Here is an 11435-nt window from a genome sequence, read left to right as displayed (position 1 = left end):
GTGGCTCACTGGTATACACCGGGCGGGCGCAACATTTCCCAAGAGGGCATTAAACCCGATGTGGTGATACTAAAAACCACAGCCGATAGTGATGCCGGACGCGATCCCCAACTGGATGCAGCCATCAAGGCCCTCCAAGGTTAAAATATTGACTAAACAGAAATTTATGCTATCTTATAACTATTCTTTGAAATTCCTCCAATTCGAAAGCGAGCCCCTGTGTCCCTTAGCAAGAAGATCGCAGATGATCGGGATGCTCAGCTCATGGCTGAGACCGAAGCCCAGGTCCAAGAAGAGCGTGCTGCAAGTGCGCGAAAAGTGCGTCGAATCGAGATTGTCAACCAGACTCTGGCGGACATCGCTCGCTCGTTAAATGAGGTTTGCGAACCTCTTTCGGCTGACATAGGCCTGCCGAAGTACTTCACACTTGGCGATTTCTTGATCGTTGTCCACCTGTTTGAAAAGATCGACGACGATCTGACTACAGACGAACCCAGGCTGGTCATTATCCAACATTGTGTTTCCCTCGTAGCAATCGACAGGCGGCTGGGTTCTATAGAGACCGTTCGGGTTGGAATGCTGGCATGGCTTCGCTATGAGAGCATCTACAAAACAGTTACCAACGCTCGGACTTACATGGACTTCGATCTCGAGCGAGTGCTGGCCAAGCTCAGCGAAGGTCAGCATATCAATTGGAGTCCATCGTCCGGAGACGGATTAATCATGCCTGGAGAGGGTGACCTTCCAGATGACTACCTCGGATAGGGGGTTGAAAGACCGTATTATGCCCTTAGGTATGCATCGCTAACTATGCGATGTGTCCTAGGGGCGTTATATTTTTCTTTAAGGTTCAGTAAACATAAGATGCCAGGTTTGTATCTTAACTCTTAATTAAGTGAATCGACTTGCTCGATTGCCCCGGCCTAGGGTAAGATAAGCCAGACAAGCTAGTTAGCCGCGGAGGAATGATGAAACCTAAGATTTTACTAGTCGAAGACGATGAGGGTTTGGCCCAAGTTTATAAAACCCGCTTGGAAGCCGAAAATTTTGAAGTGGCCCACTGCGCCAATGGCGAAGACGCGCTCTCTCAGGCCATGGCCTTTAAACCGGATTTGATATTGTTAGATGTCATGATGCCCAAAATCAGCGGCTTTGATGTGCTAGACATTTTGCGTAACACGCCGGAGACGGCCAAAATCAAAATTATTATTCTGACCGCTCTGTCTCAACCAGCTGATCAGCAAAAAGCTAAGCAGTTGGGCGTCGATGACTATTTGGTCAAATCCCAAGCCGTCATATCCGATGTAGTTGACCGCATCAAATTCCGCCTAGGCCTAAGCGGCCCGACGCCGCCAGCGCCTCCAGCTCCACCGGCCGCTTAATTATTCGACGCTAACAATGGTGGCGGGCTGGCGAGTGCCAGTAAAGTGGGCTTTATTTTTGTGAGCAAAAGTCACTAGACCGGCTTTGGTAGCATAAATGGTTTGGTCGCGACCAACGGCCGTACCCGTGCCGGCCTTGATGCGAGTACCGCGCTGGCGGACCAAAATGGCACCAGCTTCTACGCTCTGGCCGCCGTAGCGTTTGACGCCTAGGCGCTGGCCAGCGCTATCGCGCCCTAATTTAGTTGATCCACCGGCTTTAGTCTTTGACATGGCTCTTTGTAATTACTAGTATTTTTCGGCCCACGTGCTGCCCTGGTCTGAGATAGACTAATTGGTCGGCACTAGCGTGGCGAAACTTCGTCAAAGTATAGCCTAATCTGGGAATTTCGTCAACGACTCTAGGCAAGCGTTGGCCAGAGCTAGTCTGCCAGGCGGGTAAACAGAGGACGATTCGGATGTTAGTAGGGATTTGAGCGTGGATTCGTTGTAGAAATTGGCGAGTAGTGGTTGAGACTTCGGTATCCGCCAGCCGGAGTTGGTCCTCGGTTGGGCTGTGATCAAACATCGGTCCAAGATAGTTTTCGCTCACAATAACTGAATCTGGTTTGATTGTTATTGTTCTGGCATCGCCGGTTGAGGCTTCCCAAGCCGGCAAGTCCTTGAACTGCTGGCTTAGCCAGTTCTGATTAGCCTTGGCAGCGGCAACCATTTCAGGATTGATATCACTACCAATGGCCTTAAACCCCATTAACCGGGCCTCCTGCAATATCACGCCAGTGCCACAGAAAGGATCGAGAATGGTCCCGGTTTTTAGGCCGCTCAAATTAATCATAATTTGGGCCAGTTTAGGTGGCAGCATGCCGACCTTGGGGTTGCGGCCAGGCCGGCCATAATCGCGGGCGCTGTAGGCATCGATATCCTGATATTGCACAGTTTGAGCTAGGACAACTTTTTGCCCAGCCCGAACAATAATGAGTTCGATGCCATTTATACCAATAGAATTGAACTTCAGCTGGGCGGCGCTCAAATCGCTCTGCCTGGGCTTGGGCAAGAGTAAGCGAATCGAGCGGTCTGAGGTTTTGAGGTGTCGTTTGAGCTCCATCCCGAATTTGGTCGGTTGGGTTCTGATCTGGCCATAGAAGCTCAAGCCAATGGTGACTTTGCCGCTGGCTGGTAGTTTTAGGTTGGTTGCAAGAAAGGCCACCAAATCGGAGTTAGAGCTTTTAGTTTCATAAATCACTTCCGCTAGTTTGATGGTGCCGCCCAGCCGGTTGATATTGGGTAGTTTAGCCAGCAGAGCCTGCCCACCGAACGGTTCAACCGATTCTGCGCCCAAGGCCGATTCAAGCTCAGCTAGACTAATGGCGGGTTGTCGACCTAAGATTGCCAGATAACGCATGCTATTTGACTCTTCTAGCAGCCAAAATGTGCATTAGTACGGCCAGATACATAATATCAAGTAAGATAACAAAACCGATTAGAGCAACCACAAAGAAGTTTAGCCCGAACAAGGCCCCCCAACCACGGCTGGCCTCAACCAGGCTACTGGCAGATGCAAAGGTTAGGACGCTGATTAAAGTCAGGACTAGCCCAAAGACTGCCATTGCAATATTATTTACAACCTTCATTGGTTAATCATATCAAATCCGCTTTTGGTATAATCTGTGCATGACCTTTCGACGCATCCTGCAGTGGGTTGGATTACTTGCCTTAGCCAGCTTAATATTTTTGAGTCGAGCCAAGATCGGCCAGGTGCCGCATCTATTACGCGGGGCTAATTGGTATATTTTGTTACTGCTTATACCGATGCAAGTACTGAGCTATTGGTTTAATGCTAAATACTATCAAAGCTTTTTTGCGATCTTTGGTTATTATTTGGCTACTCGACCGTTACTAGAGCGAGCCATGGCCTTAAACTTTGTGAACCAGGCCTTTCCCTCCGGTGGGATTGTAGGGGCATCGTATCTATCTAATAGCCTTAGCGATCAAGTCCCACCTGGGAAAACAACGCTATCACAATTGCTCAGCTACGGCTTTACCGTCGGATCATTTCTGGTGGTGCTAGCCTTAGGCTTCCTCCTGCTCTTTTTGACCGGCCAGCTCGATCAAGGTTCAGTTCGCTTCATGATGCTGCTGGTCCTGGGAATTCTGATTTTTAGTCTGGTCATTATCGTTATAATTGCTGATCGCAAAAAAGTTGAGCGGGTGGGCCGGGCCATCGTTGGCTTCATTAATCGGACCGCTAGAGCCGTCTTTCGCCACCGTGGCAGCGTCATCAGTGAAGCTCAAAGCGAACATTTCTTCGATGAGTTTTATCATGGTTATGAAGTGTTGGGAGAACAGCGCGGTCATTGGCGCCTGCCGTTTTTGTATAGCTTGGGTGCAAACGTGGCCGAAGTAGCCACCGTTTATGTGGTTTTTTTGGCCTTCGGCCAGGCCCTAAACCCGGGCGTCATGGTAACAGCCTACACGCTAGCCAACATCGTTAGCCTAATTTCGCCAATTACTGGTGGGGCCGGGGTTTATGAAGCCACCATGATTGGGTCATTAGTGGCCCTGGGGGTGCCCTTTGATGTTAGTTTTGCAGGAGTTTTGGTCTATCGGGTCCTAAATGCCATCATTTTCCTGCCGGTTGGGTATTACTATTATCGGAAGACTCTATAGATGGAAGTAAGTATCTCAGTCAGCGCCTTTATTGCTATCCTAAATGAGACCCTTGGGTTTGCATATCCTGCGGTGACGATCGAGGGCGAAGTCTCTGGTTACAAGGTCAATCAGGGCAAATGGGCCTTCTTTGATCTAAAGGACGAGACGGCGACTTTGCCCTGTTTTACCCCGGTTTTTAGCCTTAAAGTGCCAATTGAAGATGGTATGAGTATTAGGGTGACAGGCAGCCCGAAGCTGCTAAATTGGGGTAAATTTAGCTTCACAGTCAAAGAGGTTGAGCTGGCCGGTGAAGGCGAGCTCAAGCGCGCTCTCGAATTACTCAAAGCCAAGTTAGAGGCTGAAGGGCTGTTTGAACCAGCTCGCAAACGGCCCTTGCCAAACTTTCCCAAGCGAATTGGGCTAGTGACCTCAGCTGGGTCAGCAGCCTACGCTGATTTTATTAAAGTGCTGGGGGCCCGTTGGGGTGGGTTAGACATAGTCTTAGCCGATGTTACGGTGCAGGGCAAGTCGGCTCCAGATAGTGTGGTGGCGGCTTTGACCCACTTAAACCAACTCTCAGACCCGCTCGATGTGATTGTGGTCATTCGCGGGGGCGGCAGCTTGGAGGATCTAGCGGCCTTTAGTACTGAGCCGGTGGTACGGGCCGTCGCTGCTAGCCGCACGCCAACCATTGTGGGTGTGGGGCACGAAGTCGACGTGGGCCTTGCTGATCTAGCGGCTGATCTGCGGGCCGCCACACCGACCGACGCGGCTAGGCTAGTTGTGCCCGATCGGCGGGAGATTTTAGCGAAAATTAATCATTTGAATCAAGCCAACCGCCTGCATTTTAATCAACATCTCGAAGCCATGATTCAGCTCTTAGACCGATCGCAATTACGCTTGGAGCGTTTTATCGATCGGCCACGGCAGTTACTAACTGGTTTAGTTAATCAGCTGGGCCGCGGCTTGCAAACGGCTCAAAATCATATGCGAGAGCAGCGGCAAAATGTCGATGCACTGAGTCGCTTATTAACTGGCTATAACCCGACGGCCACGCTGGCTCGCGGCTATGCAATAGTTCGTCATGGTCAGCGCATCATCAAAGGACCAGCTGGTCTGAAGGCTGGAGATCCGCTCATGATACAATTGGCCAAAGGTAGCTTGGGGGCAAAAGTTGACTAAACCATCCGACAACTTTGATTTTGGGGCAGGACTCACGGAACTCGAGGCCATTACGACTTGGTTTGAGAGTGAGCAAGTGGATTTAGATGAAGGCCTCAAGAAATTTGAACGGGGCATGGAGCTAGCCGAAAAACTGCGGACTCATTTGGATCAGGTCGAAAATCGGGTCGAAAAAATCAAGGCCAAGTATGATGCACCGCAACCTGACGAAGAACCAACTAACTCCGCCGACTCCAAACTATTTTAGATGCTAGTTTTGGCTGGCCTTTTGGTGGTTGCGATCATGTTTGCGATTGGGGGCATTATGGGCGCACCGTATTTGCCAACCCTTAAGCCGACGGCCCGGGCAGCCCTGGATTTAGCCCAACTCCAGCCAGGCGATAGTTTACTGGACCTGGGGGCGGGCAGTGGCGAACTGTTACTAGCCGCCGCCAAGCGGGGCATAAATGCGACTGGCATTGAAATAAATCCCTTGCTTTGGTTGGTAGCTTGGCTGAGGCTTAGGCCTTACCGGGGTCGGGCTCGCATCAAGTGGGGGAACTACTGGCACGGAGCCTGGCCGAAGGTTGATTGCATTTACATATTTCTAATCGGGCACCAGATGGAGCGTTTCGCTCGAACTCTAGATGAGGCCGAACGACCACTAAAAGTCTTATCGTATACCTTTGAAATTCCAGGACTCAAAGCGGCCAAGGTGGCCCGCGGTATCTACTATTATGAATTGAATTAAGCGCTGGCGCTTACGCTTGAGACGGCCCTAACCTGCATGCTAAGGTGGGCTTAGTAAAGGTTTAGCTGCATGCCAAAGAGTGCAAAAACTGGCCGCACCTCAGCACCGCCTGCCCTTAAGCTTGAGCAGGTTATCAAAGAGTATGTCAGCGAAAGTTTCATGGTTATCGACGATCATGGCAAGATCGTTGACTTCAACCAACTGTGGCAAGACCTGTTTGAATTTGATGGCCGCGAACGAGGACAGGCGGCTAATACCGTCATGGTAACAGCTGGCGGTTTGGTCTTTGATCGCGAGCCCAGAGAGACTTTTATTAAACTGCACCAAGGTGCCAGCCCTTTGCTCTATGCCGATACCGCTGACGGCCAGCACCACATTCAGATTTCGCTCAACCCAATTATTAGGGGTGGTGCCTACCTCGGCATCTTCTGTGTGGCCCGCGACATCACGCCATTAATCGAAAAAACTGTTGAGGCCAATGCCATGGCTACTAAGGCCCAGCGCCACCTGCGGGAATTGACGGAACTCTCAGACCTGAGTCCGGTGGTTGGGCTCTCGATGGACCAGTCGTACCCGCTGTATTTAAGCAAGATCCGGGTCCTGCTCGATTCACCCATGGTTAGTATTTATAGCTACCAGCCCGATCAGCAGCTGCTGGCTCGGATTGCTACACTTGATCAAAGCATGGGGCATCCGGCCAGCTTGCGTCTGAGCGATATTCATCCGATCGCTCAAGCCTTCGTCAAAAGCGAAGTCGTGCTAGCCAAGGAGCCGCCCCAGATCGTGGTGCCGGTTCAATATCATTCGAAGGTTCTAGGAGTAATTATCGTTAGTGGTCGCTCAAACCCCTATGGCTCGCATGATTCACGCCTGCTTAAATTGGTGGCCAGCCGCTTGGCCGTGCTAACCGAAAACGCCAACTTATATAACGACGTTAACTCGCGGCGTGAACGTTGGGAAGCCGTCTTTACCTTTACTGATGAGGGTATTGTGATTTTTGATGCGGCCTCTCGGATCGTTGGATTTAACCCAGCGGCTTCAGAACTAACCGGTTTTAGCGTCAATGAATCGGTTGGCCAGTCTTTTGATCGTATTATTCGAGCCGTTTCGGTTGACGGCGGGCAGTCTAGCTATGTGACTATTCCAATGTCCCAAGTCTTAAGCGATGGCAAAACTATCACTAAAAGTGAGCATCTGATCAAAACTAAGGTCGGGGAGAACGTCTGGACCGAAATTAGTTTTTCGCCGGTTTTTGATGCGGCTGGCCGGGTGACCGGTGGAGTCGCCATTATTCGGAATGCCCAAAGAGACCGCGAGATCGAAGAAATCAAGAGCGATTTTATTTCGATTGTGTCGCATGAACTGCGCACGCCGCTGTCGGCCATCAAGGGGTTCCTAAGTATGTTGCTGAAAAAAGACTTTGGTGATCTGAACGACAAACAGTTTCACTTTTTGAACCGGGTCTATCAAAGTAACCAGCGGATGATTAACTTGGTTGAAGACCTCTTGGATGCCAGCTACATCGAAAGTGGCAAAATTATTTTAAGCCCCAGGCCAATTTCGATCGAAGCTATTATTAGCGAAGTTGTGACCGAACTCGCCAGTAAAGGCTTTGAGCGCCAGATTATGCTTAGAGTTACCAGGCGTAATCGCTTGCCCCTAGTGCTGGCCGATGAAAATCGCTTGCGCCAAATCCTGGTCAATCTAGTTGATAATGCGATCAAATATTCCATGCCCAAAAGTGAGGTCATTATTGATTTCAAGGTCCAGGGTGATGAGCTGATCACCAGCGTGGCCGATAGTGGGGTAGGGGTCTCAGCCGCCCAAGTTGATCGCTTATTCCAGAAATTTGGCCGGGTTTACAATCCGTTGAGCGTCAAGGCTGGCGGCACCGGTTTGGGCTTATTTATTGTTAAAAACTTAGTGGAATCGCATGGCGGCCGGATTTGGGTAACCAGCCGTGAGGGTAAGGGATCGAAGTTTAGTTTTTCATTGCCAATCGCAAAACAGCTGCCGCTGCTGAAGTCATAGGGTATAATGGGGGATATATGGCAAAGATAATGTTAGTCGAAGACGACGCCATTTTGGTGGAGATGTATCAGGCCAAGTTCGAGCTGGAGGGCCACGAGATTATGGTCGCAACCAACGGGGAGGAATGCTTGAAACTGTTGGAAAATTATCTGCCCCACCTAATCCTACTCGATATTTTGATGCCCAAACTAAACGGCTTCCATGTCTTAAAGGAAATTAAAAAACGCTCCAACTTGCGCAACATTCCGGTCATTTTGTTAACCAATCTGGGTGAAGCCGAAGTTGATATGAACCAAGAGTTGGCCGGGGCCCTGGGCGTTAATGATTATTTGATCAAATCTCACCACACCCCAGACGAGGTGGTGGAAAAGGTCATGCGCACGCTGGCCAGCTAATGTGGCGACGTATAAAACCAGCGGTATAGTCCTGGGGCGGCACAACTTAGGCGAGGCCGATCGCATCATCGTGTTCTTCACCCCAGATCGGGGCAAATTGCGGGCGGTGGCTCGTGGTGTGCGCAAGCCTTTGAGTCGCCAAGCCGGCCACGTCGAGCTGTTTTGCCAGTCTAACTTGATGCTGGCGGTGGGTAAAAATCTGGATATTGTGACTTCGGCCAGATTAGAGCACTACCCCCAGCAGCTAACCAGTGATTATGATCGCTTGCAACTAGCTTTTTTAATGACTCGAATTGTGGAGCGCTTGACCAGCGACCACAATGCCCAACCTGGCCTCTATCAGTTGCTGGCCGATAGCTTGAATTACTTAGACCAAGCGGGAGCTAGCCAGCGCCTGGAACTGTTTTTTAAATTACAGTTTTTAGTTCAAATGGGCTATCGGCCGCAGCTCGACATTTGCAGCCTCTGCGGTGGCGCACTTGAGCAGGCCTACCTGAGCCCCGAGCATGGTGGGGCGGTTGATAGCAGTTGCGCTGGGCCGGAGGATTTTAGGGTTAATGCCAACCAATTGGGATTGTGGCGCCGGATTTGCGATTCTGACCTTAATGCGCTCATTAGTAGTGATGAAATTTTGGCAGTTGAAACCTTGGGTGTTTGTGATACATTCTACGCATACATTTTTGGCCGCAGTTTCCCGGCGGCCTAAGGAGCAAGCGTGAATCCAAAATCAGAACTGGCCTGGCGGCTGAGCGATTATGAGCGGGCTGGCGAGGAACCACCCGAGAGAATTCTAGCCAACCCCAAAGCTTGCGAGGGGGAATTAATGACGCTCGCGGAAGTCGATGATTTTATTCGCGACTGTGTGGCCACCATGCTAATTATGTTGGATCGCGGCTCAGAGCGCTTCGAAGAAATCCGGACGACTTTTTTGGCTGACCTCGATTGTTTGCTTGAGTTGGGCAAAATTGATGCAGATGAGTATAATGAGATTACATCTAGCGAAGAATTCAACTTATGACCAAACTATCTTTAGAGCAACTCGTTTCCTTGGCCAAGCGCCGAGGTTTTGTGTTTCAGGGTTCTGAGCTCTATGGCGGGCTGGCTGGCACCTATGACTACGGGCCGCTAGGTGTTCTGCTCAAAAACAACTTGCGTGAGTTGTGGTGGCGCCATTTTGTAACCGAGCGCAGCGACGTTTACGGCCTGGATACGGCGATTTTGATGAACGCCAAGGTTTGGGAAGCCAGCGGCCACACCGGTGCCGGGTTTGTAGATGCGTTGGTGGAGGATTTAAAAACTCACAAACGTTATCGCGCCGATCATTTGCTGGAAGAAAGCGGCGTTGATAACGTAAGCGAACTAGACTTTGATCAACTCCAAGCAAAAATCAAAGAGCTGAAACTTAAGAGCCCAGACGGTAATGAACTTAGTCCCTTGCGACAATTCAACTTAATGTTTGCCACTAACATTGGCCCAGTGGAAGATACAGCTAGTAAAGCTTACTTGCGGCCCGAGACGGCCCAGGGTATGTTCGTTAATTTCAAAAACGTGCTTGATAGCATGCACCCTCGACTACCGTTCGGTCTGGCCCAGTCTGGCAAGACCTTTCGTAACGAAATAACTCCGCGCGACTTTTTGTTTCGGGTGCGTGAATTTGAGATTATGGAGCTGGAATATTTTATCAAAGCCGAGACTTGGGAAGAGCAGTTTAAAGCTTGGCAAAAGGCTAGTTATGATTGGTTTGAGCGGATCGGTTTAGCTAAATCCGACATCCGTGAGCTAGAAGTACCGGAGGCTGATCGGGCCCATTATTCAAAACGGACCGTTGATTTTGAATACAAATTCGAAGGCATTGGTCAAAAAGAGATTGCGGCTCTGGCCTACCGAACAGATTTCGATCTGAAGAATCACACCGAACACAGTGGGGTTGATCTGAGCTATACCGATCCCACTACGAACGATAAATTCATCCCGCACGTTTTGGAACCAACCTTTGGCCTAGATCGCCACATCTTAGCCGTAATGAGCGCCGGTTACGAAGAAGAAGAGGTTGGGGGAGAGAAGAGGGTGGTGCTTAAACTTAAACCCGAGCTTGCCCCCATCAAAGTAGCAGTACTGCCGCTTTCGAAAAACGAAAAACTAACACCATTGGCCCATGAGGTCTTTGACGCTATCCGCGGCGAGTTGAGCGTGGAGTACGACGAGACCCAATCAATCGGCCGCCGCTACCGTCGCCAAGATGAAATCGGTACACCTTTGTGTGTCACAGTCGACTTTGATTCGCTTGAAGATAAGGCCGTGACTATCCGCCACCGCGACACCATGAAGCAGGAGCGAGTCAAAATTAAAGACCTGCGCAAGGCAATCGAGAAGCAGCTCATGGATTTCTAATGTCTAACCAGAAACCGGTTGTCGCCATCGACATCGATGACGTACTATCGCCGCATTATGATTTACTGCAGGCCCATATCAATAAGTCGTTTGACGTCGATCTCTCCATTATGGAAATACGTAATCTGGAAACCCTGATGGCTCAGACTGGCACTGATTTGGATGGCATTGTTAGGAGCATTGATAACTTTATTATTAGTGATGCATTCTATAACGATCCGATGCCTGGCGCTTTGGAGGCAATTGAACTCTTAAAGCATCAATATCATCTAGTTATTGCAACGGCCCGGCCGACCCTAATCAAAGACCGGACCGAGGCCTGGGTGCACTATCACTTTCCTAAAGCATTTAATAACGTGGATTTTGTGGGCGGCGTCAGTTGGGGAACTCCAACGGCCGATAAAGCGCCAGTGCTTGCCAAAATGGGTACAAAGATCTTGATCGACGACTCATTGCGCCATTGCTTGGGGGCGGCCGAAATTGGCATCGAAGCCTTATTGTTTGGTGACTACTCCTGGAACCAGTCGGACCTACTCCCAGCCAATGTCACTCGGGTTTGCGACTGGCCAGAGGTAATTGATCGGCTTTTATAAATAGTTTCCAACTAATTTATAGCTAAACTAATCTCTCCAACAGATAAGGTGGGTGAGGGGATTATTTTTATACATAAAAAAG

General features: G+C 50.0%; 15 protein-coding genes. 12 read left to right on the top strand and 3 right to left on the bottom strand.

Going from position 1 to position 11435, the window contains the following annotated elements:
• The first annotated feature begins 264 nt into the window (after nt 1–264).
• Both VLE72_00745 and VLE72_00740 read left to right on the top strand, forming a co-directional pair.
• Nucleotides 265–765, top strand: a complete 501-nt coding sequence (locus VLE72_00745) for a hypothetical protein (protein ID HSX14426.1) — start codon at nt 265–267, stop codon at nt 763–765.
• Between the two features lie 200 nt (nt 766–965).
• On the top strand, nt 966–1382 hold the full coding sequence (locus VLE72_00740) for a response regulator (protein ID HSX14425.1): 417 nt from the start codon (nt 966–968) through the stop codon (nt 1380–1382).
• Here VLE72_00740 and rpmA read toward each other — a convergent pair whose 3' ends face one another.
• Genes rpmA through VLE72_00725 form a run of 3 tightly spaced genes read right to left on the bottom strand, consistent with a single transcriptional unit; the run spans nt 1383 to nt 3013 of the window.
• Entirely contained in the window at nt 1383–1655 is a 273-nt protein-coding gene (rpmA, locus tag VLE72_00735; protein ID HSX14424.1) for a 50S ribosomal protein L27, read from the bottom strand.
• Entirely contained in the window at nt 1642–2784 is a 1143-nt protein-coding gene (locus VLE72_00730; GenBank protein HSX14423.1) for a DNA methyltransferase, read from the bottom strand. Before VLE72_00730 ends, rpmA begins: the two co-directional genes overlap by 14 nt.
• A 1-nt stretch (nt 2785) precedes the next feature.
• Nucleotides 2786–3013, bottom strand: a complete 228-nt coding sequence (locus VLE72_00725) for a hypothetical protein (protein HSX14422.1) — start codon at nt 3011–3013, stop codon at nt 2786–2788.
• Nucleotides 3014–3053: 40 nt separating this feature from the next.
• Between VLE72_00725 and VLE72_00720 the strand changes: the two genes are divergently transcribed.
• The 10 genes from VLE72_00720 to VLE72_00675 all read left to right on the top strand — a co-directional run bounded on the left by VLE72_00720 (nt 3054) and on the right by VLE72_00675 (nt 11353).
• Complete coding sequence (locus VLE72_00720; GenBank protein HSX14421.1) at nt 3054–4049, top strand: lysylphosphatidylglycerol synthase transmembrane domain-containing protein; 996 nt, start codon at nt 3054–3056, stop codon at nt 4047–4049.
• A complete protein-coding gene (xseA, locus tag VLE72_00715; protein HSX14420.1) occupies nt 4050–5213 on the top strand; it encodes an exodeoxyribonuclease VII large subunit in 1164 nt (387 codons plus the stop codon). It abuts the gene before it with no gap.
• Nucleotides 5206–5460, top strand: a complete 255-nt coding sequence (gene xseB / locus VLE72_00710; protein ID HSX14419.1) for an exodeoxyribonuclease VII small subunit — start codon at nt 5206–5208, stop codon at nt 5458–5460. Before xseA ends, xseB begins: the two co-directional genes overlap by 8 nt.
• A gap of 36 nt (nt 5461–5496) precedes the next feature.
• On the top strand, nt 5497–5943 hold the full coding sequence (locus VLE72_00705) for a methyltransferase domain-containing protein (protein HSX14418.1): 447 nt from the start codon (nt 5497–5499) through the stop codon (nt 5941–5943).
• 69 nt (nt 5944–6012) lie between these two features.
• Nucleotides 6013–7974, top strand: coding sequence for an ATP-binding protein (locus VLE72_00700; protein ID HSX14417.1), 1962 nt, complete (start codon nt 6013–6015; stop codon nt 7972–7974).
• 17 nt (nt 7975–7991) lie between these two features.
• Nucleotides 7992–8369, top strand: a complete 378-nt coding sequence (locus VLE72_00695) for a response regulator (GenBank protein ID HSX14416.1) — start codon at nt 7992–7994, stop codon at nt 8367–8369.
• A 1-nt stretch (nt 8370) separates the two neighbouring features.
• Nucleotides 8371–9075, top strand: coding sequence for a DNA repair protein RecO (recO, locus tag VLE72_00690; GenBank protein ID HSX14415.1), 705 nt, complete (start codon nt 8371–8373; stop codon nt 9073–9075).
• A 9-nt stretch (nt 9076–9084) separates the two neighbouring features.
• Nucleotides 9085–9387: a hypothetical protein gene (locus tag VLE72_00685; GenBank protein HSX14414.1), complete on the top strand. Its 303-nt coding sequence runs from the start codon at nt 9085–9087 to the stop codon at nt 9385–9387.
• Complete coding sequence (locus VLE72_00680) at nt 9384–10760, top strand: glycine--tRNA ligase (protein ID HSX14413.1); 1377 nt, start codon at nt 9384–9386, stop codon at nt 10758–10760. The genes VLE72_00685 and VLE72_00680 overlap by 4 nt, the downstream gene beginning before the upstream one ends.
• Nucleotides 10760–11353 carry a hypothetical protein gene (locus tag VLE72_00675; GenBank protein HSX14412.1) on the top strand — a complete coding sequence of 198 codons (594 nt, stop codon included), beginning with the start codon at nt 10760–10762 and terminating at the stop codon, nt 11351–11353. The genes VLE72_00680 and VLE72_00675 overlap by 1 nt, the downstream gene beginning before the upstream one ends.
• The last annotated feature ends 82 nt before the right edge of the window (nt 11354–11435 follow it).

Source organism: Candidatus Saccharimonadales bacterium, assembly GCA_035480635.1.
Lineage (GTDB): Bacteria > Patescibacteriota > Saccharimonadia > UBA4664 > DATIHN01 > DATIHN01.
Note: the sequence above shows the minus strand (reverse complement) of the source record. Positions and strands in the feature narration are given on the sequence as shown.

What these genes read in the sequence shown, in the direction of transcription:
- VLE72_00725 (HSX14422.1), bottom strand. Translation starts at nt 3,013, where the DNA reads ATGAAGGTTGTAAATAATATTGCAATGGCAGTCTTTGGGCTAGTCCTG.
- VLE72_00720 (HSX14421.1), top strand. Translation starts at nt 3,054, where the DNA reads ATGACCTTTCGACGCATCCTGCAGTGGGTTGGATTACTTGCCTTAGCC.
- VLE72_00745 (HSX14426.1), top strand. Translation starts at nt 265, where the DNA reads ATGGCTGAGACCGAAGCCCAGGTCCAAGAAGAGCGTGCTGCAAGTGCG.
- VLE72_00680 (HSX14413.1), top strand. Translation starts at nt 9,384, where the DNA reads ATGACCAAACTATCTTTAGAGCAACTCGTTTCCTTGGCCAAGCGCCGA.
- VLE72_00700 (HSX14417.1), top strand. Translation starts at nt 6,013, where the DNA reads ATGCCAAAGAGTGCAAAAACTGGCCGCACCTCAGCACCGCCTGCCCTT.
- xseA (HSX14420.1), top strand. Translation starts at nt 4,050, where the DNA reads ATGGAAGTAAGTATCTCAGTCAGCGCCTTTATTGCTATCCTAAATGAG.
- VLE72_00695 (HSX14416.1), top strand. Translation starts at nt 7,992, where the DNA reads ATGGCAAAGATAATGTTAGTCGAAGACGACGCCATTTTGGTGGAGATG.
- VLE72_00730 (HSX14423.1), bottom strand. Translation starts at nt 2,784, where the DNA reads ATGCGTTATCTGGCAATCTTAGGTCGACAACCCGCCATTAGTCTAGCT.
- VLE72_00675 (HSX14412.1), top strand. Translation starts at nt 10,760, where the DNA reads ATGTCTAACCAGAAACCGGTTGTCGCCATCGACATCGATGACGTACTA.
- rpmA (HSX14424.1), bottom strand. Translation starts at nt 1,655, where the DNA reads ATGTCAAAGACTAAAGCCGGTGGATCAACTAAATTAGGGCGCGATAGC.
- VLE72_00740 (HSX14425.1), top strand. Translation starts at nt 966, where the DNA reads ATGATGAAACCTAAGATTTTACTAGTCGAAGACGATGAGGGTTTGGCC.
- VLE72_00705 (HSX14418.1), top strand. Translation starts at nt 5,497, where the DNA reads ATGTTTGCGATTGGGGGCATTATGGGCGCACCGTATTTGCCAACCCTT.